We start from the raw sequence: 26,015 nt of genomic DNA, 5'->3' as shown, positions 1-26,015 counted from the left end.
CCACGGCCTCGGGGCCGACCGGAGGTTCCGGTTCGGACGGAGCGCGGTGTCCGGGGCACGGCCGGCCCGGACGCGGGCCGGCCGGTCGCAGGCGCCGCGGCAGCCGGTCCGAAGGCGCACCTGACACGGATCACCGCGGCGGCCGCAGTGTCCCGCGGGGACTCGTCCACGACCGGCGCGAGAGCGCGCTCCCCACGCTCGGCCACGAAGATCACTGTCGCGCGCAGGGCCTCGGTGTCCGCGGTCGAGAGCCGGTCCGCGGGGCATGTTCGCTCCCTTCCGGTCCTCTCACCTGCACTCCCCCGGCCCGCGGGCGCCTCACACCGCGCTCGTCACCTTGGCGACGAAGGCGGCGAGGTTCGTCACCGTCCGCCGGATCTTCTCGTCCACGGTGAGCGTCTCGTGCAGACGCGCACCGGCGCCCGCGTCCTTCTTGCCGCGCACGTACAGCGAACAGGCGAGGTCGTCGCACATGTACGCCCCCACGGAGTTGCCCTGCTGCCCCGCCTTGCCCGCTTTCGGAGCGACCATCAGGCTGACGCCGCCGGAGTGGGTGGTCAGGCACAACGAGCACATGCTGCGCCGGGTCTGCCAGGAGCCGGCGGCCGAGCCGCGCAGCGCGAGGGCGGTCGGACGGCCGTCCAGGACGGTCACCAGGTAGGCGCGGTCGGGGGCCTGCGGATCGCGCCAGCCGAGGTAGTCCAGGTCCTCCCAGGGGCGGTCGGCCAGGTCACGCGGCACCGACAGCCGCTTCGCCTCACCCTTGGTGCAGTTCACGAAGGCGGCACGGATCTCTCGCTCGGTCATCGGTTCCATAAGCTCAAGCTAGTTTGCCTAAAAGCTTTAGGCAAATGCATAATCAACTACGGCGAACGAGAGGACCGCTATGGCACGGGCAGGGCTGACCACGGAGCGACTGGTACGGGCGGGCGCGGAACTCGCCGACGAGGTGGGCTTCGACCAGGTGACCGTCTCGGAGCTCGCCCGCCGGTTCGACGTCAAGGTGGCGAGCCTGTACTCGCACGTGAAGAACTCGCAGGACCTCAAGACCCGGATCGCCCTGTTCGCCCTGGAGGAACTCGCCGACCTCTCCGCCGACGCGGTCGCCGGACGGGCCGGCAAGGACGCCCTGACCGCCTTCGCGAACGTCTACCGCGACTACGCCCACGCCCATCCCGGCCGTGCCGCGGCGGCCCGGACCAGGCTCGACCCCGAGACCGCGGCCGCCAGCGCGGGCGTCCGGCAGGCCCAGATGATGCGCGCCATCCTGCGCGGCTACGACCTGTCCGAACCCGACCAGACCCACGCCGTACGACTGCTGGGCAGCACCTTCCACGGCTACGCGAGCCTGGAGGGGGCAGGCGGGTTCAGCCACAGTTCCCCCGACTCGGAGGAGTCCTGGAAACGGATCCTGGACGCCCTCGACTCGCTGTTGCGCAACTGGCCCACCCGCTGACCGACAGGCTGAGGAACATGCACGACTGGATCACCACCCCCGTCACGGCCGAGATGCTGCGCGGCGCACTCGACGTGGAGCGCACCGAGCACGGGGTCCTGCCGCACCGGCTGCCCGCCCGGGCCCGCGCCCAGAACACCGACGGCCAGCTCGCCATGGCCGAGTCCCAGCCGTCCGGCGTCCGGCTGGCCCTGCGCACCCGGGCCACCGCGCTGGAGCTGGACACCCTGCCGACCAAGCAGTCCTACGTCGGTGCGCCGCCCCGACCGCACGGCCTGTACGACCTGGTCGTCGACGGGCGTCCGGCCGGGCAGGGCAGTGTGCGCGGCGGCAACGTCATCATCGTCGACATGACCGAGGGGACGTCCGAGGTCCGGCCGGGAGCGCCCGGCACCGTCCGGTTCGACGGACTGTCCGGCGAGCTCAAGGACATCGAGATCTGGCTGCCGCACAACGAGACCACCGAGCTGATCGCCCTGCGCACCGACGCGCCCGTCGAACCCGCGCCCCGCGGGGACCGCAGGGTGTGGCTGCACCACGGCAGCTCCATCAGCCACGGGTCCGACGCGGCGAGCCCCACGGGCGTCTGGCCCGCGGTCGCCGCGGCACTGGGCGGCGTGGAGCTGATCAACCTGGGCCTCGCGGGGAGCGCGCTGCTCGACCCGTTCACCGCGCGGGCCGTGCGGGACACCCCGGCGGACCTCATCAGCCTCAAGATCGGCATCAACATCGTCAACCACGACCTGATGCGGCTGCGCGCCTTCGGCCCGGCGGTCCACGGTTTCCTCGACACGGTCCGCGAGGGGCACCCGGACACGCCCCTGCTGGTCGTCTCCCCCATCCTGTGCCCGATCCACGAGGACACACCGGGTCCCAGCTTCCCTGACGTCAGCGAGCTCGGCGAGGGCCGGCTGCGCTTCAGGACCCTGGGCGACCCGGCGGAACGCGCGAGCGGGAAGCTGACCCTCCAGGTCATCCGCGAGGAACTGGCCCGGATCGTGAAACAGCGCGCCGCCGACGACCCCCACCTGCACTACCTCGACGGCCGCGAGCTGTACGGCGAGGCCGACTCGGCGGAGCTGCCCCTCCCGGACGACCTGCACCCGGACGCGACGACGCACCGGCGCATGGGGGAGCGCTTCGCGGGGATCGCCTTCGGGGCCGACGGCGTGTTCGCCGGGGGCGGTGGAGACTCCGGCGGCTCCAGCGACTGAGGCGGGGCACCGCCTGGGCCGCTGCCGTGCGGGCTACCCCCTGCGCTTGGGCTTGCCCCGCCGGGCGCCCGCACCCTTGGACCCGCCGGCCCCACCGGACCGGCCGGACCCCGCGCGCGTGCCCTTCGCCGCGCCGGAGGTCCCCCGTGCGGCGCTCTTGCCGGCGCCCGCCGGCTTGCGGCCGGCGCCCTTCTCGGGGCGTTGCCCGCGCTCCGGCTCCGGCTGGGTGCGGCCCCGGGAGCTGTTGGGGGTACGGCCCCGGACGATGCCGACGAAGTCCTCGACCATGTCCGTCGTCGCGTCCTCCCGCCAGGACAGGGCGACGCCGGACTGCGGGGCGTCGACGAGCGGACGGTAGGTGAGGTCGCGGCGGTGGTGCAGGCGGGCCAGGGACTGGGGCACGACCAGGACGCCGAGGTTCGCCGCCACGAGCTCGATCGCGTCCGCCGTGGTGGCCGGGCGTTCGAAGGCCGGCTCGCCGGGCGGCTGCTCCCAGCCGATGACGTCGTCGAGGGGATGGAGGACGACCTCGTCGGCGAGGTCCTCCAGGGTGACCTCCTCGGCCGCCGTCACCACGTGGTCCTTGGGGACCACGACGACCGTGGTCTCGGTGTAGAGGGGGATCGCGCTGAACACCGTACGGTCGACCGGCAGTCGTACGAACCCCGCGTCCGCGGTCCCGTCGCGCAACACGTCGGAGGCCTCGGCGGCGGTCACCTGGAGGAGCTCCAGGGGGATGTCCGGCAGGCGCTCGTTCCAGATCCGCACCCACTTGGCGGGCGTCACCCCGGGGACGTACGCGAGCCGGAAGGAGGGGGAAGCTGGCGAGTCTGTCACGCGGCAAGGTTACCCACTGTGGTCGGAGGTCTCGTGCGCGGCCGATAGTCTGGACTCCATGAAGTCGCACCAGAGCACCCAGACGATGAAGCCCGCCACCGCGGCGAAGAAGCTGGGTGTGTACCTCCCTGCCACCCCCGCCGAGTTCCAGGAGGGTGTCGTCTCGCGCGCCGAGTTCAACGAACTCCAGGCGAACCCGCCCCAGTGGTTGCAGGAGCTGCGACGCAACGGCCCGCACCCCCGCCCGGTCGTCGCCGCCCGGCTGGGAGTCTCGATCGCCGGCCTCGCGCGCGGCGGGGTCACCGAGCCGCTCACCACCGAGCAGATCGAGGCGCTGCGGGACGAGAAGCCCGAGTGGCTGGAGAAGGAGCGCGCCACGCAGGCGGAGGTCCGCAAGGAGGCGGCGCGCCTCAAGGAGAGGAAGCAGGACCAGGAGTCCTGACCCCGGGGGCCGCACGCGTCCGGGCCCCCGAAAACTCCCGTGCGCCGGATCGAACACCTCTGCGACCATTCCGGCATGGTCCACCGTCTCGAATCCCTGGTCGTCCGGCATGGCCTCCGGCTGCCCGCCCCCGCGGGCCCCGCCGGTGCGGGCGACGTCGCGGCGCGGCAGTTCGACGCCGCGCTGATGTCCGTCGGCTTCAAGCTGTCGGCCGACGCGCTGAGGACGTTGTCGGGACTGTCCGGGAGCACGGTCGTCGACACCGCCGTGTCCACGCTCGCCGGCGTCCGTGAGATGACCGGCGACCATGTGCGGCACAACGTCTACTTCAAGGACTTCCCGGCGAACGTCCCGGACACCTTCGACTTCTGGATGCGCTGCGTGCGCGAGGCCCTGGAGGACGGCAAGGCCCGCTCCGGCGTCCTCGCCCAGCTCCGCAACGGCGTGATCAACCTGCTGACGCTGCCGTCGTACGGCAACTACCGGCACACCTACGACGAGATGCTCGCCGCGCACGACGAGCTGACGGCCGCGGTCGGCGACCGGCTGACCGTCCTGCACCTGGGCGGCCCCCTGGAGGACGAGCTCACCGCCCTGTACCTGGCGCTGGCCGGCAGCACCACTCCGCTCGGGGACGCGCACCTGGCCGATCTCAGGGTGCTCGCCGAGCACTGCGCGGACGGCCCCCAGCCGGCGGCGATCCCGGTGCGGGAGAACCGTGCCGTCGTCAACGAGGCCCGGCTGAGGGCGGGTTCGGGCCTGCTCCTGGACAACGTGACCGATGTGCTGCGGCTGGCCTGCGCGGTGTCGGGCGGCGATGTGTCCCTCCAGGAGCCGACCCGGTTCCGGGCGCTGTCGCGACCGGTCCGCAGGGCGTTGCTCGCGGGGCTCGACGCGGTTGTGGCGGCGGCCCCGGCCAAGCTCGCCGACGTGCTCACGCACCGTGAGGCCTTCAAGCGGCTCGGCGAGCGGCTGCACCCGCACGAGTACCCGCAGTGGCCGCGTGCCGCCGAGGTGTTCGCCGTCGCCCGGGGCGAGATGAAGGCGTACACCCTCGACGCCCGTGTCGAGGCGCTGTTCGGCGCGGGCGACGTCACGGGGGCGGTGGAGCTGCTCAGGTCCGCGCCGGGCAAGCTCTTCCGTTCGCTGGACCGGCTGCTGCGCGCCGCGCGCACGCCGGAGGAGCGGGACGCCGTGCTGGCCGCCGTCGAGGAGGTCGCCCCGGAGGTCTCCGGACGAGTCGTGCTGTCGGTGCGCGAGCATCTGCAGAACCGGGCCGCGGAGTCGGGCCGCAAGCGGGTGTTCGTCAACCGTCTCGGCCGCGCGCACGTCGCCGACGACACGCGTTCGGCCGCGCCGGAGAGGGAGATCGGGCGTCTGATCGCCGTGCTGGACGCGGAGACCGCTCGCCGACTCCCTTCCCCGGAGCGGCTGTTGGTCGGCCCCGACGTCCTCGACGTGGCGCTTCCGCTCAGCGGGCGGGCGACCTCGGGCGGGCTCGGTGTGCTGCCCCGTGGGTCCCTCTCGCCGGTGGACGGGGAGCTGCTGCGGTTCTTCGTGTACTGGAAGCAGGCGCAGCGGGTCACCGACTACGACCTGTCGGCGCTGCTGCTGGACGCCGACTACCAGACGGTGTCGTGGCTGTCCTACACCAATCTCCGCGAGGTGGAGGGCGAGCACTCGGGTGACATCACCGACGCCCCCGACGGCGCTTCGGAGTTCATCAACCTGCGGCTCGGGGCGGTGCGGGGCACGTACATCGTGCCGCAGGTCAACATCTACTCCGGGGAGAGGTTCGAGGAGGCCGAGGAGTCGTTCTTCGGGTTCATGCTGCGGGACGGCGAGCAGCGGGGGCGGCCCTTCGAGGCGCGTACCGTGCGGATGAAGTCGGAGCTGCGCGGGCCCGGCCGGGTGGCGCTGCCGCTGGCGTTCCGCCGTGGCCAGGACGGGAGTTGGCACGCCAAGTGGCTGCACCTGTACCTGAAGGGGCATCCGGAGTACAACCGGGTCGAGGGCAACCGGGTGTCGGTGGCGACACTGTTGCGGGCCGTCGTCGAGCGGGAGCAGCTCACGGTCGGGTACCTGACCGCGCTCATGGCGAACGGCGGTACGGACGTGGCGGCTTGGGACCCCGAGTCGGTGCCGGAGGGGCCCGTGACGTACATCGGACTGGAGCGCCCCGAGGGGCTGCACCCGGACTCGGTCGTCATCACCCCGGAAAACCTGCGCGACTTGATCCCGGAGTGACTGCTAGCGTTCGTCCCGGCGAGGCCATGGAAGGGCTTCCTTCTCCACTTCGATGAGCCCCCATGGGGCTTGGATCTCCAGTCCTTCCGCTCTCCTCGCCCCCGACGTCCTCGCACGAGGCCATGAAGGGGCTTCCTTCTCACCGGTTGCAAACCGGCTTTCTCCAAGCCCCAGTCCCTTCGCCCTCCTCGTCGACGACGTCGGGCGCGCAGGCGGCCCGGACCGGTCATCTCACCGTTCCAGGGCCGCCTTCGCCGTGCTGAGCGCCTGTTCCGCGTAGCCCCGCCCGAACAGCACGGCGTGCACCAGCAGCGGGAACATCTGGTGCAGGCCGATGCGGTCGGCCCAGCCGTCGGCGAGCGGCGCCACGCTCTCGTAGCCTCGCAGCACCTCGTCCAGGTGGGGGCAGCCGAACAGGTGGAGCATCGCGAGGTCGGTCTCGCGGTGGCCGCCGTGCGCGGCCGGGTCGATCAGCCAGGCGTGGCCGTCGGCGCCCCACAGCACGTTGCCGTTCCACAGGTCGCCGTGCAGCCGGGCCGGGGACTCGGCGGGGCCCGCGAGACCGGGCAGCCGGGTGCAGAGCCGCTCGATCACCTCGGCCTCCGGAAGCGTGATCGTGCCGTCGTCCACCGCGCGCCGCAGAAACGGCAGCACCCGGTGCTCGGCGTACCACGCGGGCCAGTCGGTGCCTTCGCCGTTCCGCATCGGCGCGCGCCCGATGTACGCCTGACGGGGTCCGCCGGGGGGTGCCGAGCCGAAGGCGGGCGCCCCCGCGAGGTGCAGCCCGGCCAGCCCCCGGCCCAGTTCGAGCGCCGCCTCCCGGCTCGGCCGCCCTCGTGCGACCAGGTCGGTCACCAGCAGGGGGCCGTCCTGCCCGTACACGGTCGGCACCCGGACCGTGCCGGCCTCGGCCAGCCAGCGGAGCCCCGCCGCCTCGGCGCGGGCCTCCTCGAGGCCGTCGGTGCGTTTGACCATCACCGTCCGGCCGTCGTCGAGGTCCACCTCGGCCTGCGTGCCGGACAGCGAACGCTCGTCCGTCACCGCGCGGCCGGTGAGCCGCCCCGCCGCGGCACCCGGGCTCATGTCACCCGGGCTCACGTCTCGGTCGTACACCCGCGCCTCCCCGGTCATTCGGTCCTCGCTCGGCAGCAGTGTGCCCGACGGACCCGTGCACAGCCTCCGGGAAGACTCCCAGGCATGTGCTTCGGGCGGGTGCTGAGGGCGGGGCTCCTCGCTCCCCCCGCTCAGCCTCCCTTCCGGCAGCGGTCCACGGGCAGGTCCGTCATGAGCTGCTGTCAGCGGGGCCGGCCAGGGCGCGGGGCAGTTTGCACACCTCGGCCGCGCGGTGCAGGGGGGTTGTCAGGGGCAGGCGACCGCACGGCTCGCGGGTGACCGGCCGCTGGGAAACGACCGACTGGCCGGCGAGATCAACGTCGTCAGCTACCAGAAGTCGCAGGCGGATCCCCCGTCAAGGCGGTCTTCCGCGCGTGGTCGGCCTGTATGCGCGAACACGGCTACTCCTGCGCCGCGCCCACCGACGCCCCCGGCAAGGACCCCCGGTTCACCGGACCGGCGCCCACCCGGCAGGAGATCGCCCTGGCCGAGGCGGACCGCGTCCTGAGCGGCGGCCGCTGACGGCACCGGCGGCCGTCGGCAGGCCCTGTCCCGGCCGTCGGGTCGGACCGGTGCTTCAATGTCACCCCCTGGGCGGAGGAGCGGTGGGATGGGTGCGGAGTCGGGCGTGGTCCTGGTGACCGGTGGCAGCGGTTTCGTCGGCAGTCATCTGGTGCGGCGGCTGCTGGAGCGGGGCTACGAGGTGCACGCCACCGTGCGCAGTCTCGCGAACCCGGCGAAGGTGCGCCCGCTGCGGGACATGCAGGACGAGTTCCCCGGCGCACTCACGCTGTTCGAGGCGGACCTCCTCAAGGAGCGCTCCTTCGACGAGGCCATGACGGGCTGCCGTGTGGTCTTCCACGTGGCCTCGCCGTTCCGCATGCCCGAGAAGATCAAGGACGGCCGGCGGGACATGGTCGATCCGGCCCTGACCGGCACCCGCAACGTCCTGGCCGGCATCGAGCGGACGCCGTCCGTGGAACGGCTGGTCCTCACCTCCACGGTCGGCGCGATCTTCGGCGACTACGCGGACGTGCGGCACATGGACGGGCACACCCTGTCGGAGAAGTACTTCAACACCAGCAGCACGGTGGAGAACAACCCGTACCACTACGCGAAGACGCTCGCCGAGCGCGCGGCCTGGGACGCGGAGGCCGCGCAGGACCGCTGGCGCATGGTGTCCCTCAACCCCGGCCTCGTCCTGGGCCCTTCGCTCACCCCCGCCTCCGAGTCCGGCAGCCTCTTCCTCCTGGAGGAGCTCTTCAAGGGCTACTTCTTCTACGGCGCCCCGGACTTCAGCTTCACCACGGTCGACGTCCGTGACGTGGCCGACGCGCACATCGCGGCGGCGGAGCGGCCGGACGCGAAGGGCCGTTACATCCTGGCCGCGGAGACGATGACGTCGTTCCACGAGATGTCCCGCATCATCCGCACCCGCCACCCCCGCGACCCGCGCATCCCGCGCACCGCGCTCCCCCACTGGCCCGTGCGCGTCCTGGGCCCCGCGTTCGGACTCACCCAGGACTACATCCGCAAGCACCTCGGCATCCGGTTCCGCGTGGACAACAGCCGCAGTGTGCGCGAACTGGGCATCTCCTACCGGCCGATCGAGGAGACGGTCCTCGACCACTACGAGGCGTGGCGCGCGCAGCGGGGTCGGGGCTGACCGGCACCGGCGGCTGCCTGTACGCGACGAAGGTCACAGTTACATCTCACGCTTTTCACACTTCAATCTTCACGCGAGCCTCACAAGTTGGCTAAGTTGACGGCCAGCAGCACGACGGAAGGGGCATGACTTTCATGGCGCCGGATCGAACATCGCGCGATGGAGGGTTCAGCCTCCCCGCCAAGCGCAACTCCGCCCTCGCGACGGCCGCCATGGCCTCCGCGGCCCTCCTCTCGCAGGCCGGCAACGCGGCGGCGGACGAAGGTCCGAGCCCTGACGAGGTGAGCCGACGGGTCACCAACCTCTACGACCGGGCCGAGAACGACTCCGGCACCTACAACGCCACGCGCAAGGCCGGAACGGCGTCGAGCACCCGCGGCCGCGGCGGTTCCCCGGTCGGCGGCGGGAGCAGGCAGGGCGGCGATCCCGCCCTCGACGACCTCGCCAGGCAGTGGTACGGCACGGCCCGCGCGAAGCTGGGGCCCACGGTCGAGGCGTCCCTGCCCGCCGACCGCGTCGCCAACCGCCGCGCCGAGCCGAAGCGCCGAGGCCCGGCGGACACCCCCACGGCACGCGCCCCGAAGCCCGCCGAACGGCCCCTGCCGGCCGCGAGACCCGTGCTCGCCCTCCCGAGCGCCCCCGCACCCGCACCGGCCGCCGCCCTCACCGCCGCTCCGGCCCAGTCGCCCTCATGGGCACCGGAACCGACCCCGCAGAGCCTCACCGGCACCGGCGAGATCCCCGCCCTGGGCACCTCGCGGGTCGTCACCGGGGTGCCGGAGTACACCGCGCAGCCCGTCGCCGCCGCCGTCGACCACGGACCGCAACTCGTCAGCGGTGCAGCCGAGTTCACCCCGTTGTCCGGCACCGCGATGCCGACGTACCCCGAGACCGGTTTCCCGGAGTACACCGCGCCCGCGAGCACCGCATTCCCCGAGTACGGCCCGCAGACCGGCACGGGACTCCTCGGCGACACGGGCCAGTTCAGCACCGTCCCGGCTCAGTACACCGCGTCGACCACCACCGGCTTCGCGGACTACGGCGGTCAACTCGGCACCGGGCAGCCGGAGTACGCCACACCCGCCGCCACGGGTTTCCCCGAGTACCCCGCGCAGACCACCGCGGATCTCCCCGAGTACCTCGCGCGAACGCCCGCGGAACAGCCGGAGTACCCGGAGTACTCCGCCCTCACCGCCCCCCTCGCAGCGATCGCGCCGCCGCCGTTCGACACCACCCAGGGCATCCCGGCGATACCCGCCCCCCGCACCGCGGAACCGTCCTCCTGGCAGTCGCCCCAGCCCACCCCGGCCCCCGCGGTTGCTCCGCTGACCGCGGCCCCGGCCCTCCCCACCCCCGACTCCGGTTACGACTCGAAGGTCATCCAGGTGCTCGCCTTCGCCCGTTCCCAGATCGGCAAGCCCTGCGTCTGGGGCGCGGCGGGCCCGGGGTCGTACGACAACTCCGGTCTCACCCAGGCCGCCTGGAGAGTCGCCGGTGTGTCCCTCCCCCGCACCTCGCTCGGTCAGGCGAGCGCCGGCACGGCCGTACCGCTGTACGCGATGCAACCCGGCGACCTGGTCTTCTTCCACGACGACTTCAGCCATGTGGGCCTGTGCACCGGCAACGGCATGATGATCCACGCCCCGGGCCCGGGGGCGTCCATCCGCGAGGAGTCGATCTACCCGACCGGCGAGTCGATCATCCGCGGCGCGATTCGGCCCGCCTGACCCGTCACGCGATCGCGGTGCGACGGGTGGGCCGTCAGGCTCGACGGCCGACCGGTGACCGTCGGCGCGCCGCAGCCGGCGGCCGGGGGTGAGAGAAGCCTGGGCCCGCCACTGTCCCGCGCGCCGGAGGGCCACCACCCGGTGTTCAACCCGGCACCGGACCCGGGCCTGGAGGTGTCCGACCGGTGGGGCAGGGCCCGTGCGGGCCGCCGGTCCCCCGCGCCGGCGGCCCGCACGAGTCGCGGCCGGCGCGGCCGTCCCCGCGAGGACGGGCGTATCCGGCGGACCGCCCTCCCCCACTGCGGCCCGCCGGAGCTTCGATGTGCTGGAGTACATGCGAGAACGTCGATGTTGCTCGGATGAAGTGTGGGTCAGCGAGGTACTGGGCCGGTATGGGTACAACTGCGTATGAGCGGATGCTGTCGGTCGCCGTGGCCGCGCTCCACGAACGCGACCCTGAGCGGCTGTGGCCGCTGCTGGCGGCCGAACTACCGGCCGTGTGCGGCGGTGACGCCCTGATCTACAAGCTGGACGACTGGAACGAGAACGAGGGCACGCTCGGGCTCTCCCCCGGGGCGGACGCCGAGTTCACCTCGCTCGGCGACGAGGAGACGGGACTGCTGCGTGCGGGTTACCCGTTGGCCGGGCACTACGCGGGCGGACCGGACCGGGCGCCGGTCACCGCGCGCCGGGTGGCGGGCCGTTCCTGGTGCGCAAGCCCGACCGCGCGACTGCTCGACGACCTCCTGGACGTCGACCACGTCCTGGGGATCCCGCTGCCGCAGTCGACCACCCCCGTCACCGGGTGCATGGTGTACCGCTCCGGGCGGGACTTCACCGACGACGAGCTGCGGCTGGCCGAGCAGGTGCAGCCGCTGCTGGCCGCGGTCGAGCAGCAGCGCCAGCTCCTGCGGCGGCTGAACGTTCCTTCCGAGGAGGCGGCCGACCTGGCGCTCACCCCCCGGGAGACGACGGTGCTGCTCCTGCTCGGCGACGCACTGACGGCCGTCTCGATCGGCCGCAGGCTCGGGATATCCGAGCGCACGGTCCACAAGCACATCGCGAACATCTACCGCAAGCTCGGCACGCACGACCGCGTCAGCACGGTGCTGCACGCCCAGCGGCTCGGCCTGGTCCCTACGGCACCGGGGGCCCGCCCTTGAGGCGTTCCAGGTCGGAGGGGCGGACCTGGATGACGACGACGGCGATGAGGGCGGCGAGCACCGTGAAGATCGCGGCGACGACGAAGGCGGCCGAGACACCCGCGGTCAGGACCTCGTCGCCCCAGGAGCCCGGGAGTTCGCCGGTGCGGGCGAAGAGCCTGCGCTCGGCCGGGGTCGCCTGGGCGAGGAAGCGCGGGACCTGCTTCTCCGCCTCGTTGGCGCTGGCCGTGCCGAACATGGTGACCAGGATGGACAGTCCGAGCGAACCGCCCACCTGCTGGGTGGCGTTGAGGAGCCCGGAGGCCGCGCCGGTCTCCTGGGTGGGCACGTTGGACAGCGCCATCAGGGTCAGCGACACGAACTCCATGCCCATGCCGAGGCTGAACACGAGCATCGGCCCGAGCACACTGCCCGCGTAGGTGGAGTGCACGTCGGTCAGGGTCAGCCAGGCGAGGCCGGCCGCCGCGAGGATCGCGCCGCCCACCATGAAGGGCTTGGGCCCGTAGACGGGCAGGAACCGCGAGGCGAGGCCCGCACCGATCGCGATGACGGCGCTGACCGGGAGGAACGCGAACCCGGTCGCCAAGGGGCTGAAGTCCAGGACGTTCTGCACGAAGAGCGTCAGGAAGAAGAACATGCCGAAGATGGCGGCCGCCAGGCAGAGCATGATGCCGTAGGTGCCCGCGCGGTTGCGGTCGGCGAACATGTGCAGCGGGGTGATCGGCTGCCGGGACCGCTTCTCGACCAGCACGAACACCACGAGGAAGACCACCGCGGCGGCGAACGAGGCCAGGGTGAGGGCGTCCCGCCAGCCTTCCTGGGCGGCCCGGATGAAGCCGTACACCAGCAGCACCATGCCCGCGGTGGCGGTCAGCGCCCCGGTGATGTCGAAGTGTCCGGGGTGCCGCTCCGACTCGCGGATGAAGCGGGGCGTGGCGAGCGCGATGAGCAGTCCGATGGGGACGTTGACGAACAGCACCCACCGCCAGTTCAGCCACTCGACGAGGACTCCGCCGGCCAGCAGTCCGATCGCGCCGCCGCCGGCCGACACCGCGGCGAAGACACCGAAGGCCCGGTTGCGTTCGGGGCCTTCGCGGAAGGTCGTGCTGACCAGGGAGAGCGCGGTCGGGGAGGCGATGGCGCCGCCGACGCCCTGGAGGGCGCGCGCGGCGAGGAGTTGGCCCTCGTTCTGGGCGAGCCCGCCGAGCAGGGAGGCGAGCACGAACAGCAGCACGCCCACGACGAACATACGGCGTCTGCCGAGGATGTCTCCGGTCCGGCCGCCGAGCAGCAGCAGCCCCCCGAAGGTGAGGGTGTACGCGTTGACCACCCAGGCCAGGCTGGTGGTGGAGAAGTCCAGGGAGCGCTGGATGTCCGGGAGCGCGATGTTCACGATGGTGATGTCGAGCACCACCATGAGCTGGCAGGACGCGATGACCAGCAGAGCCATGGCGTTTCCGCCCCCGCCGGAGTCCGGTGGAGTGGTCCGTGGTGCAGAACTCGCCTGCGGGTCGGTGCTCATAATCTCCGTTCGACGGTACGCCTTCGCCGCGTCCGTCACCACCGGAGGAGGTGGCACCCCCAGGGCGCCAGGGCCACGAACAGACCGGAGCCGGTCAGTTCGTCTCCGTCACGGTCGTACACCGCCCCGGTGAGCAGGTCGGTGGCCCGGCACGCACGGCCCCCGAGGTCCTCCCACGGCAGGGGCAGCCGCGCCCGGGCCGGACGGCCGGAGTCGTTGACGACGACGAGGTGGCGGGCGTCGGCGTGCGTCCAGGTCCAGGCGAGCAGGTGGTGGTGGGTGTCGTCGTCCGGGAGGCCCCGCGGGGTCAGGAACCGCCACTCGCCCCGGCGTACGGAGGCCGCGGCGGGCAGCAGCCGGGCGTAGAAGTCGCGCAGGGGCTCGTCGACGGGTTCCTGCGGCCTGCGCCTCAGGAACACCGGGGGCCGTACCCGGCGGCCGTCGAACTGGCCCTCGTGCCAGAGCGTGGCGCCGGGCAGGGTCGCGACGGCCACGGCAGCCGCCCGTCCCCGGTCGCCGGGCAGGACGGCGGCGGCCCGGGGTTCGTCGTGGTTCTCCAGGAAGCGGACGAGGCCGTGCTGGTGGGCGAGGTCCGCTTCGAGGTGGGCGCGGACGGAGCCGGCGTCCTCGTGCAGGAGGCGGTCGTAGAGACGCTTGTCGTAGCAGTGGTCGAAGCCCTGCTGCCGGAGGGCGTGTTCGAGGTCCCAGTAGGCCTCGGCGACGAAGAGGAGGCCGGGGTGGCGGGCCCGGACGCGTGGGATGACGTACGGCCAGAAGTCCTCGGCGGGGGCCCTGCCCGCGCGGTCTCCCCAGGTCCTTCCGAAGACGTCGTTCATCATCAGCATGGCCATGTCGCAGCGCACGCCGTCGGCCTGGTCGCCGATGGCGACGAGGGTCGCGACGGTCGCCTCCCGCAGGGCGTCGCTGAAGGCGTCGAGCTGCACGACGTCGGGCCAGGGCGGGAAGTAGGGGTCGCGGCCGCGGGCGTAGACCCCTGCCCCGGTCTCGATGAAGTCGGCAGGCGCCCGGGCCAGGTCGTCGGTGGTGCCCCGGACCAGGCGGTCGGGGTCCGAGGTGAGCCAGGGGTGGTCGGGGGCCACGTGGTTGGGGACGTGGTCGAGGAGCAACCGCACTTCCCGGGCCGCCAGTTGGGCGCGGGCGGCGGCCAGTCCGTCGGGGCCGCCGAGGGAGGCGTCCACGACGTAGTCGCGCACGCAGTACGGCGATCCGGCGATGTCCGCCTCGGTCAGGTCGGGCAGGGCCGCACGGAAGGAGTCCATGAGGCCCCGGTCGCGCAGGGCGATCTCACGTCCGGCCGGGCTGCGTTCCCACACGCCCATCAGCCACACGGTGTCGACGCCGGGCGGTGCGACGCGGTCCCAGACCTCGCCGGGCACGTCACCCAGGGTGACGGGGCGGTCGTAGCTGCGGCTCAACCCGTCCAACCAGACAAGGGTGTTGATCTCGTGGATCACTGTCACGGCTGGGCTCCTCCCCGTCACCGCCAGGTCGACGGCTCAGGCGATCTCGACCAGCAGGTCACCGCCCTCCACCTGCTGGATCCTGTTGATGGCGAGGTGGGAGACCCGGCCGGCCCTCGCGGCGGTGATGGAGGCCTCCATCTTCATGGCCTCGATGGTGGCGACGGTGGCCCCGGCCGCCACCTCGTCGCCCTCGGAGACCGCGAGCGTGACCACTCCGGCGAACGGGGCGGCGACGTGGCCGGTGTTGGAACGGTCGGCCTTCTCGGTGGCCGGGATGGCCGAGGAGACGGCGGCATCGCGGATCTGGATGGGCCGCAGCTGGCCGTTGAGCGTGGACATCACCGTGCGCATGCCCCGCTCGTCGGCCTCGCCGATGGCCTCCAGGGCGATGAGGAGCCGCACGCCGGGTTCCAGGTCGACGGCGTACTCCTTGCCCGGGCGCAGGCCGTAGAAGAAGTCCTTGCTGTCGAGGAGGCTGGTGTCGCCGTAGGACTGGCGGTGGGCCTCGAACTCGCGGGTCGGGCCGGGGAACAGGAGCCGGTTGAGAGTCGAGCGGCGGTCCTTCTCCAGTCCGGTGCGGTCCTCGGCGTCCAGTTCCTGGACCGGCTTGGCGTCGGCGCGGCCCTGGAGCGCCTTGCTGCGGAAGGGCTCGGGCCAGCCGCCGGGCGGGGTGCCGAGTTCGCCGCGCAGGAAGCCGATCACCGAGTCGGGGATGTCGAAGCGGTCCGGGGTCTCCTCGAACTCCTTCGGCGTCACCCCGGCCCCGACCAGGTGCAGGGCCAGGTCGCCGACCACCTTGGACGACGGGGTGACCTTGACCAGGTGGCCGAGGATGCGGTCGGCGGCCGCGTACATCGCCTCGATGTCCTCGAACCGGTCGCCGAGGCCGAGCGCGACGGCCTGGGTGCGCAGGTTGGAGAGCTGGCCGCCGGGGATCTCGTGGTCGTAGACGCGCCCGGTCGGGGAGGCGAGGCCCGCCTCGAAGGGGGCGTACACGCGGCGGACGCTCTCCCAGTAGGGCTCCAGGTCGCCGACCGCCCGCAGGTCGAGACCGGTGGGCCGGTCGGAGTGGTCGGTCGCGGCGACGATCGCCGAGAGGGAGGGCTGCGAGGTGGTGCCGGCCATGGAGGCCACGGCACCGTCGACCGCGTCGGCGCCCGCCTGGATCGCGGCCAGGTAGGTGGCGAGCTGGCCGCCCGCGGTGTCGTGGGTGTGGATGTGCACCGGCAGGTCGAACTCCCGGCGCAGCGCCGAGACGAGCTTGGCCGCGGCGGGGGCCCGGAGCAGGCCCGCCATGTCTTTGACGGCCAGGACGTGGGCGCCCGCGTCGACGATCTGCTCGGCGAGGCGCAGGTAGTAGTCGAGCGTGTACAGGCGTTCGTTCGGGTCCGACAGGTCGGAGGTGTAGCAGAGGGCGACCTCGGCGATCGAGGTGCCGGTGGCGCGTACGGCGTCGATGGCGGGGCGCATCTGGCTGACGTCGTTGAGGGCGTCGAAGATACGGAAGATGTCGATGCCGGTCTCGGCGGCCTCCTGCACGAAGGCATCGGTCACCTCGGTCGGGTACGGGGTGTAGCCGACGGTGTTGCGGCCGCGCAGCAGCATCTGGAGGCAGATGTTGGGCACGGCCTCGCGCAGGGCGGCCAGCCGCTCCCAGGGGTCCTCGGCGAGGAAGCGCAGGGCCACGTCGTAGGTGGCGCCGCCCCAGCACTCCAGGGAGAGCAGTTCGGGCAGGGTGCGGGCGACCGCGGGGGCCACGGCGAGCATGTCCTTGGTGCGGACCCGGGTGGCCAGCAGGGACTGGTGGGCGTCGCGGAAGGTGGTGTCGGTGACGCCGATGGTCGGCGACTCGCGCAGCCACCGGGCGAAGCCCTCGGGGCCCAGCTCGGTGAGCTTCTGCCTGGAGCCCGCGGCCGGCTCCAGGGTCGTGTCGACGCGCGGCAGCTTGGAGACCGGGTCGATCAGCTCGGGCCGCTCGCCGTGCGGCTTGTTGACCGTCACGTCGGCCAGGTAGGTGAGCAGCTTCGTGCCGCGGTCGGCGGACTGACGGGCCGTCAGCAGGTGGGGGCGCTGCTCGATGAACGACGTGGTGACGTTGCCCGCCTGGAAGTCCGGGTCGTCCAGCACCGCCTGGAGGAACGGGATGTTGGTGGCCACCCCGCGGATGCGGAACTCGGCGACGGCACGCCGGGCCCGGTTGACCGCGGTGGTGAAGTCCCGTCCCCGGCAGGACAGTTTGACGAGCATCGAGTCGAAGTGGGCGCTGATCTCGGTACCGGCGTGGGTGGTGCCGCCGTCGAGGCGGATGCCGGAGCCGCCGGGTGAGCGGTACGCGCTGATGCGGCCGGTGTCCGGGCGGAAGCCGTTGGCGGGGTCCTCGGTGGTGATGCGGCACTGGAGGGCGGCGCCGTGGAGCCGGACCGTCTCCTGGGAGAGTCCGAGGTCGGCGAGGGTGGCGCCGGCGGCGATGCGCAACTGGGCCTGGACGAGGTCGACGTCGGTGACCTCCTCGGTGACCGTGTGCTCGACCTGGATGCGCGGGTTCATCTCGATGAAGACGTGGTTGCCGTCCCGGTCGAGGAGGAACTCGACGGTGCCCGCGTTGCGGTAGCCGATCTCGCGGGCGAAGCGCACGGCGTCGGCGCAGATCCGGTCGCGCAGCTCCGGGTCGAGGTTGGGCGCGGGGGCGAGCTCGATGACCTTCTGATGGCGGCGCTGCACCGAGCAGTCCCGCTCGTAGAGGTGGATGACGTTGCCCTCGCCGTCGGCGAGGATCTGCACCTCGATGTGGCGGGGCTCGACGACGGCCTTCTCCAGGAAGACGGTCGAGTCGCCGAACGCGGAGGCCGCCTCACGTGCCGCGGCCTCGATGGACTCGCGGAGCTGGACGGGGTCCTCGACCCGGCGCATGCCGCGCCCGCCGCCACCGGCGACGGCCTTCACGAACACAGGGAAGCCGATGTCACCGGCGGCCCTGACCAGCTCGTCCACGTCGTCGGAGGGCGCCGAGGAGCCGAGGACCGGTACGCCGGCGGCGCGGGCGGCGGCGACCGCGCGGGCCTTGTTGCCGGTCAGTTCGAGGATGTCGGCGCTGGGGCCGACGAAGGTGATGCCCGCCTCCTCGCAGGCCCGCGCCAGCTCGGGGTTCTCGGAGAGGAAGCCGTAGCCGGGGTAGACGGCGTCGGCGCCGGCCTGGCGGGCGGCGCGGATGATCTCGTCGACGGAGAGGTAGGCCCGCACGGGATGGCCCGGTTCGCCGATCTCGTAGGCCTCGTCGGCTTTGAGTCGGTGCAGTGAGTTGCGGTCCTCGTGGGGGAAGACGGCGACCGTCCGCGCGCCCACCTCATAACCGGCGCGAAACGCCCGGATCGCGATCTCACCACGGTTGGCGACCAGTACCTTGCGGAGCATTCCCGTTCCCTTCGGCCTGCCGGTGACGCCCCCATGGTCTCGGCAAAGGCGGCCGGTGGCCATGAGAGTCAGGTCACGTGTCGCGGACGGTTTGGGGATGATTCACGCAGGTACGGCGGTTTTCGCCGAGGACAGGACGCCGCCGTACCCGGGAGTGGACATGGGCTTCGTTCAGGAGTGGGAGGAGTGGCACCGGCAGAGGGAGGCGGCGCTCTCCGGACCGCACGGATTCCTCGCGATCACCGGCCTGCACTGGCTGACCCCGGAGCCGAGCCGCTTCGAGGACGCCCCCGGCGCCTGGTCGGCCGGCGCCGAAGGGGTGGTGGTCGAGCTGGACGAGGGTGCGGAGCTGACCGTCGACGGGCAGGTCGTGCGGGGCCGGTACTCCTTCGGAGTGATCGCCGAGCGGGACAGCGTGTACGCCGACTGGGGCGAGGCACGCCGGGAGATCGCCAAGCGGGGCGGCAACGACATCCTGCGCCCCCGCCACCCCGACAGCGCCCTGCGTACGGCCTTCACGTACACGCCCGCCTACGCGCCGGACCCGCGCTGGGTGGTCGAGGGCCGTCTCCTGCCGTACGAGGAGCCCCGCCCGGTGACCGTGAGGGCCGCCGTGGAGGGGCTGGAGCACGTCTACGACTCGCCCGGGCAGGTCGAGTTCGAGCTGGAGGGCGCACGGCACCGGCTCACCGCGTTCAACGGGCGGGGCCCCGGCGCCCTGATGGTGCTGCGGCCGGGTCAGGATCGACTTCAACCGCGCGGGGAACCTGCCCTGCGCCTTGGCGGCCCTGATCACCGCACGGTTCCGGTGAACGGGGTCACCGGACGGTCCAGGCGCTCCCCGTCCACGGTGATGTCGACGGCCTCGTTGTAGAAGGCGAGGAGTCCCTTGACGGCGCCCACGGCGGGGAGCGGGTCGGGGTAGCTCCAGACGATGTCCTTGTGGGCACCCACCGACCAGTACTCTGCGGTGCCCTTGTAGGGGCAGCCGGTGTGGTGGTCGGTGGCGTCGAGGAGGTCGCGGCGGACGTCCTCGCGCGGGATGTAGTAGCGGGTGGGCAGGCCGGTCTCGAAGAGCAGGACGGGCCGGCGGGTGTCGGCGACGAGCGTCCCGTCGATCTCGACCTGGACGTGGCGGCTGCTGGGCATGGCGTCGACGCGTTTGTGCGGGTCACGGGGGTGGATGAAGATCTCTTCCTCCTCCTCGTACCAGTGGTCGAGGCCGGTCCCCCGGCGCCGGAACCACGCGAAGGCGATGTGGTCGGCGAGATCGGCGGCCGGGAAGGTCCAGGCGGCGTTCTCGACGAGCTCGCCGTCGGCCTCCAGGTCGTAGAAGACCTGTGATCCGGTGTGGGTGCCGGTCGCCGGGTTCCTCGCGGGGCGCAGCAGGTCCTCGCGGACGTCGGTGCGCGGGAAGGCGTACAGCGGGACGGGGACGTCCGGCTCCCAGACGAGGACGGGGTGCCGGCTGTCGACGACCGTGACGTTCCCCTTGCGGCCGCGCACCCAGCGCTCGCTGGGCTCCCACAGCAGCCCTTCCGGGGTGGTCCGTACCTCGCGTGCGGTGGGGAACGTGCTCATGAGCGTCTCTCCCTTCACCTCTTGGGGCGGTTCATCTCTTCGGGGAGTTCACCCCTTGAGGAAGTCGGTCAGTCCCGTCAGGAGCCGGTCGACGTCGTCCAGGTCGTTGTAGGGGGCGAGCCCGACGCGCAGGCCGCCGCTGTCGCCGAGGCCGAGCCGGCGGGAGGCCTCGACGGCGTAGAAGGAGCCCGCCGGGGCCTGGACACCGCGTTCGGCGAGGAAGCCGTACGCGTCGGCCGTGCTGTGGTGCTCGAAGGTGAGCAGGACGGTCGGGGTGCGGTCGGCGGCCCGGGAGTGGACGGTGACGCCGTCGAGCGCGGCCAGCCCCTCGTCGATGCGGGTGCGCAGGACGTGCTCGTGGGCTTCGAGGGCGGCGAACCCGGCGGCCAGCCGCTCCCGCCGGCTGCCGGTGGCGTCCGGGTCGAGCCGTTCGGCGAGGAAGTCGACCGCCGCCGCCGTGCCGGCGAGGAACTCGTAAGGCAGTGTGCCCAGTTCGAAGCGCTCGGGGACGGCGTCGGTGGAGGGCAGGAGCTTGTCCGGGTGCAGGGTCTCCAGCAACTCCGGGCGAGCGGCGAGGACTCCGTGGTGCGGGCCGAGGAACTTGTACGGGGAGCACACGAAGAAGTCCGCACCCAGCGCCTCCAGGTCGACCGGGGCGTGGGCGGCGAAGTGGACACCGTCGACGTACAGGAGTGCTCCGGCCTCGTGCACCGCCCGCGCGATCGCGGGGATGTCGGGTCGGGTGCCGATCAGGTTGGAGGCGGCCGTGACGGCGACCAGCCTGGTGCGACCGGACAGGACGGACCGGATGGCGTCGACCGTCAACTCCCCCGTCTTCGGGTCGAATTCGGCCCAGCGCACGGTGACCCCCGACTGGACCCAGGGGCGGATGTTGGCGTCGTGGTCGAGGCTCGTGACGACCACCTCGTCGCCGGGCGACCACGTCCTGGCGAGGGTGCGGGAGAAGTCGTAGGTGAGCTGGGTGGCGCTGCGGCCGAAGACGATGCCCGCCGGGTCGGCCCCGAGCAGGTCGGCCATGGCCCGGCGGGCCCCGGTGACGATCCGTTCGGCGTTGCGCTCCCCCACGGTGGTCCGCCCCCGGTTGGACAGGGGCTGCGCCAGGGCGTCGGCGATGGCCCGGATGACCGGTTCGGGGGTCTGGGTGCCGCCGGGGCCGTCGAAGTGGGCGGTGCCGGCCGACAGGGCCGGGAAGTGGGAGCGGAGGGCGTCGATGTCGTACGTCACGGGGGCTCCTCGGTCCGGCCGGTTGTGGTCGTCTCAGCCTGTCACGCCGTGCGCAGGCTCTCGCGGTGGGCCCGGTTGGTGGCCATCAGCCGGTCGAGGGCGTCCCGGGTGCGGATCAGGTCCGCGATGTGCTCGGAGAGCCGGTCGCGCTCCTCGGCCATCCGCACCAGCGCGGCGTCGGACGTCTCCTCGCTGGGTGACTCGACGCACGGCAGGAGTTCGGCGATCGTACGGCTGGACAGCCCGGCCGCGTACATCCGCTGGAGGAAGAGCACGCGCTCGACCGCGGACTCCCTGTAGTGCCGCTGCCCGCTCGCGCTGCGCGTGCTGGCGAGCAGGCCCTGCTCCTCGTAGTAGCGCAGGGCCCGGACGCTGACCCCGGCCCGTGCCGACAGCTCACCGATGCGCATGTGTTCCTCCCTGACGGGCTTGACCCTCACGTCGACGTCAGGTTTTAGCGTAACCGCGTGCCCGGGACACGGGTACGACGGATCACGAAGGAGACATGACGTGACGACGCTCTTCACCGGTTTCCGGCTCGGCGGACTGCGGCTGCCCAACCGGGTGGTCATGGCCCCGATGACCAGGGTGCGGGCCGCCGAGGGCGGTCTGGCCACACCGTCGATGGCGCGCTACTACGCCCAGCGGGCCACGGCCGGCCTGATCGTCACCGAGGGGGTGCAGCCGAGCCTGATCGGACAGTCCAATCCCGGTACGCCGGGGCTGTACACCGACGAGCAGGTGGCCTCGTGGCGCCAGGTGACCGAGGCCGTGCACACCAACGGGGGCCGGATCTTCGCGCAGATCATGCACGGCGGCCGGGTCTCGCACCCGGACACCAACGGTCTGCGGCCCGTCGGCCCCTCGGCCGTCCCGGCCGTCGGCGAGGTGTTCACGCCCACGGGACCACAGCCCGCGCCCGTGCCGCGGGCGCTGGAGACGGCGGAGGTCCCCGAGCACGCCGCCTCGTACGCCGAGGCCGCGCGCCGCGCGGTCGACGCCGGCTTCGACGGGGTGGAACTCCACGGCGCCAACGGCTACTTGATCTCGCAGTTCCTCTCCTCCAACGCCAACCTGCGCACGGACCGCTACGGCGGCTCGGTGGCCGGCCGGATCCGGTTCGCCGTCGAGGCGGCCGCCGCGACCGTGGACGCGGTGGGCGCGGAGCGGACCGGTATCCGGCTCTCACCGGGCGGCACGTTCTGGGGGGTCGAGGAGTCGGACGTCCCCGAGCTGTACACCGCGCTGCTGACCGAGCTGTCCCGGCTCGGACTGGCCTACGTCCATCTGGAGGCCACCGCCCCGGAGGAGACCCTCGTCGCCCTGCGCCGGGCCTGGCCGGGCGCGCTCGTCATGAACCCGGTCCAGCCGATGGGCGCCAAGCAGACCGGCCGCTCCGAGGCCGACCACTGGCTGGATCTCGGCGCCGATCTCATCAGCTTCGGCCGCGCCTTCATCGCCAACCCGGACCTGGTCGAGCGACTGCGCACCGGACTGCCGATCGCCCCCGCCGACGAGGCCACCTACTTCCAGGGCGGCGACAACGGCTACCTCACTTATCCCGCATACCAGTACACGGCGTGACGCCTGGGCGGCGAGGACACCACGAAAAGGTAACGAAGGTCAACCGAAGGCAATTGCGGGTGGTCTAGCCCGGCATGAAGATCTCTTTCCTGCTCCACAACGCCTACGGGATCGGAGGGACCATCACCACCACGTTCAACCTGGCCCAGGCCCTGGCCGAACGGCACGAGGTGGAGATCGTCTCCGTTCTCCGGCACCGGGAGCTGCCCAACTTCGTGCTGGATCCCCGGGTTTCGCTGCGGCCGCTGGTGGATCTCAGACAGGAGAAGGAGCACCCCGCGCACCTGAGACCGGCGCGGGTGTTCCCGCGGTCCGAGTACCGGTACGGGCAGTACAGCGAACTGACGGACCAGCGGATAGCGGAGGCCCTCGCCGGGACCGACGCGGACGTGGTGATCGGCACCCGGCCCGGGCTCAACGTGCATCTCGCGGTCCAGGCGCCGCCGCACGTCGCCCGGATGGGGCAGGAACACCTCACACTGGACAACCACTCGCCACGGTTGCGCACCGCGCTGCGCCGGGCCTACCGCGGCCTCGACGTGCTCACCACGGTCACCGAGGCCGACGCGGCCGCGTACCGGCGCCGGATGCGGCTGCCCGGCGTACGCGTGGAGGCACTGCCCAACAGCGTGCCGGATCCGGTGCTGCCGGCCGCGGACGCCTCCGCCAAGGTGGTGGTCGCGGCCGGCCGGCTGGTCCGGGTGAAGCGGTACGACCTGCTCGTCGAGGCCTTCGCCGCGGTCGCCGCCGCGCATCCGGACTGGCAGCTGCGCATCTACGGCAAGGGCGAGGAACACGACCGGCTGCGGCGGCTCATCACCGACCTGCGGCTGTGGAACAACGTCTTCCTGATGGGGCCCGCGGCCCCGATGGAGGCGGAGTGGGTCAAGGGCTCGATCGGGGTGGCCGCCTCCGACTTCGAACCCTTCGGCATGACCATCGTCGAGGCGATGCGCTGCGGGCTGCCCGTGGTGAGCACCGACTGCCCCCACGGGCCCCGCGAGATCATCGCGGACCGGGTCGACGGCCGGCTGGTGCCGGTAGGGGACCGGGACGCGATGGCGGCGGCCCTGCTGGAACTGGTCGGGAACGACGAACTGCGCCGCCGGATGAGCCGGGCGGCCCTGGAGAACGCCCGCCGGTTCGCCCCCGGTCCGGTCGTGGAACAGGCCGAGCGGCTCATCGCGGAGGCCGTCGCGGCGCGGCGGGCGGGCCGGCCGGTCGTGCGGGAGCGTCAGCGCGGAACGCTGACCGCCCGGGGCTCCGCCGCCAGGGACACCGCGCTGGTCGCGGCGAGCGGCGCGCTGCGCCTCGTACGGAAGGGACGGTCATGACCACACCACGCACCGGTTGCGCTGTCGACGCGGAGGGCCGGATCACCTTCGAGCTGCCGGCGGCACCCGGGCACCGGCTGCTGCTGCGGCTGCGCCCGAAGAAGGGACAGCCCGAGGACACCCTGCACGTCCTCGACCTCGACCCCGCGGGCGAGGGGCGCGCCCGGGCCGTCCTGGGCACGGACCCCGTGCTCGCGGAGGGCCGGTGGGACGTGTACCTGCTGGACGGCACCGAGCGCACGCGTCTGCGGCCCGGCCCCCGCGACCTGCGGGCCCTGGTCGACGGGCACCTGCGGGAGCGGCGGGGACCGCTGGCCGTGCGGGTCCCCTATGTCACCAAGGACGGCTACCTCGCGCTGCGGACCTGGCTGCGGCCCGCGCACGCGGAGGCCGGCCGCGTGGACGTCACGGGCGGGACGCTGCGGTTCGCGGCCCGGCTGCACGGGGCCGCGCTGTCGGACGGCGCCGAGGTGCGGCTGCGGCTGCGCCGCGGCGAAGGAGTCGTCCGCGCTCTTGAGCCGGTGGCCGCGGAGGACGGCCGGAGCTTCTCCTTCACGGTCGACGACTCGACCCTGGACCCCGGCATCTGGGACCTGTTCGTCCGTCCCGCTGCGGGCGCCCCGATGATCCGGCTCGCGCGTCTCCTGGACGACGTGGCGGACCGCAAGCACGTCTTCGTCTACCCCGGCGCCCATGCCGGAGGCGTCGAGGTGCGGCCGTACTACACGGTCGACAACGACCTGTCCCTGGAGGTGACCCGGGCCGGCTGAGACACGGCGCGCGTCCGTGCCGTCAGCCCCAGAGCACATGCAGGGTGGGCGGCTTGCGGAAGACCAGGCCGTGCGGGGCGGCCGGGCGGTCGGGGTCGAGGCGGAGGCCGGGGAGCCGGTCGAGCAGGTGCCGCAGGGCGACACGGGTCTCCAGGCGGGCCAGATGGGCGGCGAGGCAGTAGTGGCGTCCGTGCGCGAAGGCCAGGTGGAGGCGGGCGTTCGCGCGGCGGACGTCGAAGCGGTCGGGGTCGGGGAAGACGGCGGGGTCACGGTTGGCGCCGGCCAGGGAGACCGTGACGAGGTCGCCCCGGCGGATCGTGGCCGGCCCGAGAGCGGTGTCACGGGTGGCGTAGCGGTCGACGACGGCCGCGCCCGGTTCCAGACGCAGCGACTCCTCGATCGCATTGTCGAGCAGCCCGGAGTCGGCCTGGACGAGCGCGAGTTGGTCGGGATGGCCGAGGAGGTGCAGCAGTGCGTTGGTGATCATCCCCTCGGTGGTCTCGATGCCGCCGAACATCAGCACCGCGGCGTTGGAGGCCACTTCCGGCAGTGCCAGCCGGTCGGCTGCGCGGGTCAGGAGCGAGGAGTCGGCTCCTTCGGCGACCGTGGCCTCGACCGCCCGCCGCAGTTGTGCGTAGGCCTCCGGACCTGCGGGCCCCGCCGCCAGGCCCGCCGTGAGGTCCGAGACGGACCGCACGATGGCGTCGTACCAGGAGAGCACCGTGTCGGTGCCGGCGCCCACCAGCCCGAGCGCCTCGGTGACGACGGCGACGGCGAGCGGGCCGGCGAAGGCGCGGCGCAGCTCGGCGGCGCCCGTCGGTTCCAGCGCGGTGACGAGCCGGTCGGTCTCCCGCTCGACGAACTCGGCGAAACCGTCGTGCACTTCACGTGGCCGGAAGGGTGCGGTGAACGGCTCGCGGTGGCGGGTGTGCTCAGCGCCGTCCAGGGAGAGCATGCTCGGGCCGACGATCCGGGCGGTCGAGAAGCGGGGGTCGTCGACGGTGAAGGTCTCGGGGTCCCGCATCACCTCGAGCGCGAGATCGCGGCGGGTCACCAGCCAGCCGTTCAGTCCGGGCAGCCACGACACCGGTTCGCACGCGCGGAGTTGGGCCAGACGCGGGTGCGGATCACTGGTGAGCCGGGCCGTCGTGGTGGCGGCGCCGAGCGGAAATCCGATCACGCCCCAGGCTAACCCGGCACAAACCACGTGACGGATCCG

General features: G+C 72.6%; 21 protein-coding genes and 1 pseudogene. 12 read left to right on the top strand and 10 right to left on the bottom strand.

The annotated features are described in order from the left end of the window. Nucleotides 1-318: 318 nt before the first annotated feature. Nucleotides 319-816 carry an FBP domain-containing protein gene (locus ACIQJT_RS10535; RefSeq protein WP_365448831.1) on the bottom strand — a complete coding sequence of 166 codons (498 nt, stop codon included), beginning with the start codon at nt 814-816 and terminating at the stop codon, nt 319-321. A gap of 70 nt (nt 817-886) precedes the next feature. Here ACIQJT_RS10535 and ACIQJT_RS10530 point away from each other — a divergent pair, with 70 nt between their 5' ends. Then, complete coding sequence (locus tag ACIQJT_RS10530) at nt 887-1,456, top strand: WHG domain-containing protein (RefSeq protein ID WP_365448829.1); 570 nt, start codon at nt 887-889, stop codon at nt 1,454-1,456. 17 nt (nt 1,457-1,473) lie between these two features. Further along, nucleotides 1,474-2,670: a GDSL-type esterase/lipase family protein gene (locus tag ACIQJT_RS10525; protein ID WP_402641875.1), complete on the top strand. Its 1,197-nt coding sequence runs from the start codon at nt 1,474-1,476 to the stop codon at nt 2,668-2,670. 33 nt (nt 2,671-2,703) lie between these two features. Here ACIQJT_RS10525 and ACIQJT_RS10520 read toward each other — a convergent pair whose 3' ends face one another. After that, on the bottom strand, nt 2,704-3,507 hold the full coding sequence (locus ACIQJT_RS10520; RefSeq protein ID WP_402641872.1) for a LysR substrate-binding domain-containing protein: 804 nt from the start codon (nt 3,505-3,507) through the stop codon (nt 2,704-2,706). A 58-nt stretch (nt 3,508-3,565) separates the two neighbouring features. On the opposite strand from ACIQJT_RS10520, the gene ACIQJT_RS10515 reads away from it, so the two are divergent. Together ACIQJT_RS10515 and ACIQJT_RS10510 are read left to right on the top strand one after the other, a co-directional pair. Next, nucleotides 3,566-3,949 carry a DUF5997 family protein gene (locus tag ACIQJT_RS10515; RefSeq protein WP_402641869.1) on the top strand — a complete coding sequence of 128 codons (384 nt, stop codon included), beginning with the start codon at nt 3,566-3,568 and terminating at the stop codon, nt 3,947-3,949. 75 nt (nt 3,950-4,024) lie between these two features. Next, entirely contained in the window at nt 4,025-6,196 is a 2,172-nt protein-coding gene (locus tag ACIQJT_RS10510) for a hypothetical protein (protein ID WP_402641865.1), read from the top strand. Between the two features lie 231 nt (nt 6,197-6,427). On the opposite strand, the gene ACIQJT_RS10505 is transcribed toward ACIQJT_RS10510, so the two are convergent. After that, the gene (locus tag ACIQJT_RS10505) at nt 6,428-7,279 is read right to left on the bottom strand and encodes a fructosamine kinase family protein (RefSeq protein WP_402642598.1); all 852 of its coding nucleotides are present in this window, start codon (nt 7,277-7,279) and stop codon (nt 6,428-6,430) included. 417 nt (nt 7,280-7,696) lie between these two features. Here ACIQJT_RS10505 and ACIQJT_RS10500 point away from each other — a divergent pair, with 417 nt between their 5' ends. The 4 genes from ACIQJT_RS10500 (at nt 7,697) to ACIQJT_RS10485 (ending at nt 11,865) form a co-directional block, all read left to right on the top strand. Beyond that, nucleotides 7,697-7,831: a hypothetical protein gene (locus tag ACIQJT_RS10500; RefSeq protein ID WP_402641862.1), complete on the top strand. Its 135-nt coding sequence runs from the start codon at nt 7,697-7,699 to the stop codon at nt 7,829-7,831. 88 nt (nt 7,832-7,919) lie between these two features. Next, nucleotides 7,920-8,975, top strand: coding sequence for an NAD-dependent epimerase/dehydratase family protein (locus tag ACIQJT_RS10495; protein WP_402641859.1), 1,056 nt, complete (start codon nt 7,920-7,922; stop codon nt 8,973-8,975). A gap of 134 nt (nt 8,976-9,109) precedes the next feature. After that, a complete protein-coding gene (locus ACIQJT_RS10490; protein ID WP_402641856.1) occupies nt 9,110-10,702 on the top strand; it encodes an NlpC/P60 family protein in 1,593 nt (530 codons plus the stop codon). Between the two features lie 392 nt (nt 10,703-11,094). Then, entirely contained in the window at nt 11,095-11,865 is a 771-nt protein-coding gene (locus tag ACIQJT_RS10485) for a LuxR C-terminal-related transcriptional regulator (protein WP_365448815.1), read from the top strand. On the opposite strand, the gene ACIQJT_RS10480 is transcribed toward ACIQJT_RS10485, so the two are convergent. From ACIQJT_RS10480 to ACIQJT_RS10470, 3 genes are all read right to left on the bottom strand, one after another. After that, the gene (locus ACIQJT_RS10480; RefSeq protein WP_402641853.1) at nt 11,840-13,315 is read right to left on the bottom strand and encodes an MFS transporter; all 1,476 of its coding nucleotides are present in this window, start codon (nt 13,313-13,315) and stop codon (nt 11,840-11,842) included. The genes ACIQJT_RS10485 and ACIQJT_RS10480 overlap by 26 nt on opposite strands. A 107-nt stretch (nt 13,316-13,422) precedes the next feature. Then, nucleotides 13,423-14,868, bottom strand: a complete 1,446-nt coding sequence (locus tag ACIQJT_RS10475; protein ID WP_402641850.1) for an alpha-amylase — start codon at nt 14,866-14,868, stop codon at nt 13,423-13,425. Nucleotides 14,869-14,904: 36 nt separating this feature from the next. Next, nucleotides 14,905-18,282 carry a pyruvate carboxylase gene (locus tag ACIQJT_RS10470; RefSeq protein WP_402641847.1) on the bottom strand — a complete coding sequence of 1,126 codons (3,378 nt, stop codon included), beginning with the start codon at nt 18,280-18,282 and terminating at the stop codon, nt 14,905-14,907. 160 nt (nt 18,283-18,442) lie between these two features. On the opposite strand from ACIQJT_RS10470, the pseudogene ACIQJT_RS10465 reads away from it, so the two are divergent. Then, nucleotides 18,443-19,079: pseudogene (locus tag ACIQJT_RS10465) on the top strand (DUF1684 domain-containing protein); the annotation flags it as partial. Here the strand turns inward: ACIQJT_RS10465 and ACIQJT_RS10460 are convergent. The 3 genes from ACIQJT_RS10460 to ACIQJT_RS10450 are packed head-to-tail and all read right to left on the bottom strand — an operon-like array spanning nt 19,075 to nt 21,518. Further along, a complete protein-coding gene (locus ACIQJT_RS10460; protein ID WP_402641845.1) occupies nt 19,075-19,863 on the bottom strand; it encodes a DUF427 domain-containing protein in 789 nt (262 codons plus the stop codon). The pseudogene ACIQJT_RS10465 and the gene ACIQJT_RS10460 sit on opposite strands and share 5 nt — an antisense overlap. A 48-nt stretch (nt 19,864-19,911) precedes the next feature. Further along, nucleotides 19,912-21,108 carry a cysteine desulfurase-like protein gene (locus ACIQJT_RS10455; RefSeq protein WP_402641843.1) on the bottom strand — a complete coding sequence of 399 codons (1,197 nt, stop codon included), beginning with the start codon at nt 21,106-21,108 and terminating at the stop codon, nt 19,912-19,914. Nucleotides 21,109-21,149: 41 nt separating this feature from the next. Further along, nucleotides 21,150-21,518, bottom strand: coding sequence for a MerR family transcriptional regulator (locus ACIQJT_RS10450; RefSeq protein ID WP_365448803.1), 369 nt, complete (start codon nt 21,516-21,518; stop codon nt 21,150-21,152). Between the two features lie 100 nt (nt 21,519-21,618). Here ACIQJT_RS10450 and ACIQJT_RS10445 point away from each other — a divergent pair, with 100 nt between their 5' ends. The 3 genes from ACIQJT_RS10445 (at nt 21,619) to ACIQJT_RS10435 (ending at nt 24,796) form a co-directional block, all read left to right on the top strand. Then, on the top strand, nt 21,619-22,692 hold the full coding sequence (locus tag ACIQJT_RS10445) for an alkene reductase (protein WP_365448801.1): 1,074 nt from the start codon (nt 21,619-21,621) through the stop codon (nt 22,690-22,692). A gap of 74 nt (nt 22,693-22,766) precedes the next feature. Further along, nucleotides 22,767-24,026 carry a glycosyltransferase family 4 protein gene (locus ACIQJT_RS10440; protein WP_402641839.1) on the top strand — a complete coding sequence of 420 codons (1,260 nt, stop codon included), beginning with the start codon at nt 22,767-22,769 and terminating at the stop codon, nt 24,024-24,026. Then, the gene (locus ACIQJT_RS10435; protein ID WP_402641836.1) at nt 24,023-24,796 is read left to right on the top strand and encodes a hypothetical protein; all 774 of its coding nucleotides are present in this window, start codon (nt 24,023-24,025) and stop codon (nt 24,794-24,796) included. The genes ACIQJT_RS10440 and ACIQJT_RS10435 overlap by 4 nt, the downstream gene beginning before the upstream one ends. 22 nt (nt 24,797-24,818) lie before the next feature. Here the strand turns inward: ACIQJT_RS10435 and ACIQJT_RS10430 are convergent, their stop codons facing one another. Further along, on the bottom strand, nt 24,819-25,976 hold the full coding sequence (locus ACIQJT_RS10430; protein WP_402641833.1) for a cytochrome P450: 1,158 nt from the start codon (nt 25,974-25,976) through the stop codon (nt 24,819-24,821). Between the last annotated feature and the right edge of the window lie 39 nt (nt 25,977-26,015).

The sequence above is a fragment of the Streptomyces sp. NPDC091972 genome, assembly GCF_044756385.1.
Taxonomy (GTDB): domain Bacteria; phylum Actinomycetota; class Actinomycetes; order Streptomycetales; family Streptomycetaceae; genus Streptomyces.
The sequence above is the reverse complement of the archived record's forward strand: the minus strand, read 5'-3'. Positions and strand labels throughout refer to the sequence as shown.

Bases quoted from the DNA above. Each gene is read 5' to 3' on its own strand.
- ACIQJT_RS10535 (WP_365448831.1), bottom strand. From the start codon at position 816: ATGGAACCGATGACCGAGCGAGAGATCCGTGCCGCCTTCGTGAACTGC.
- ACIQJT_RS10530 (WP_365448829.1), top strand. From the start codon at position 887: ATGGCACGGGCAGGGCTGACCACGGAGCGACTGGTACGGGCGGGCGCG.
- ACIQJT_RS10525 (WP_402641875.1), top strand. From the start codon at position 1,474: ATGCACGACTGGATCACCACCCCCGTCACGGCCGAGATGCTGCGCGGC.
- ACIQJT_RS10515 (WP_402641869.1), top strand. From the start codon at position 3,566: ATGAAGTCGCACCAGAGCACCCAGACGATGAAGCCCGCCACCGCGGCG.
- ACIQJT_RS10510 (WP_402641865.1), top strand. From the start codon at position 4,025: ATGGTCCACCGTCTCGAATCCCTGGTCGTCCGGCATGGCCTCCGGCTG.
- ACIQJT_RS10505 (WP_402642598.1), bottom strand. From the start codon at position 7,279: ATGAGCCCGGGTGCCGCGGCGGGGCGGCTCACCGGCCGCGCGGTGACG.
- ACIQJT_RS10500 (WP_402641862.1), top strand. From the start codon at position 7,697: ATGCGCGAACACGGCTACTCCTGCGCCGCGCCCACCGACGCCCCCGGC.
- ACIQJT_RS10495 (WP_402641859.1), top strand. From the start codon at position 7,920: ATGGGTGCGGAGTCGGGCGTGGTCCTGGTGACCGGTGGCAGCGGTTTC.
- ACIQJT_RS10490 (WP_402641856.1), top strand. From the start codon at position 9,110: ATGGCGCCGGATCGAACATCGCGCGATGGAGGGTTCAGCCTCCCCGCC.
- ACIQJT_RS10485 (WP_365448815.1), top strand. From the start codon at position 11,095: ATGGGTACAACTGCGTATGAGCGGATGCTGTCGGTCGCCGTGGCCGCG.
- ACIQJT_RS10480 (WP_402641853.1), bottom strand. From the start codon at position 13,315: ATGGCTCTGCTGGTCATCGCGTCCTGCCAGCTCATGGTGGTGCTCGAC.
- ACIQJT_RS10470 (WP_402641847.1), bottom strand. From the start codon at position 18,282: ATGCTCCGCAAGGTACTGGTCGCCAACCGTGGTGAGATCGCGATCCGG.
- ACIQJT_RS10460 (WP_402641845.1), bottom strand. From the start codon at position 19,863: ATGAGCACGTTCCCCACCGCACGCGAGGTACGGACCACCCCGGAAGGG.
- ACIQJT_RS10450 (WP_365448803.1), bottom strand. From the start codon at position 21,518: ATGCGCATCGGTGAGCTGTCGGCACGGGCCGGGGTCAGCGTCCGGGCC.
- ACIQJT_RS10440 (WP_402641839.1), top strand. From the start codon at position 22,767: ATGAAGATCTCTTTCCTGCTCCACAACGCCTACGGGATCGGAGGGACC.
- ACIQJT_RS10435 (WP_402641836.1), top strand. From the start codon at position 24,023: ATGACCACACCACGCACCGGTTGCGCTGTCGACGCGGAGGGCCGGATC.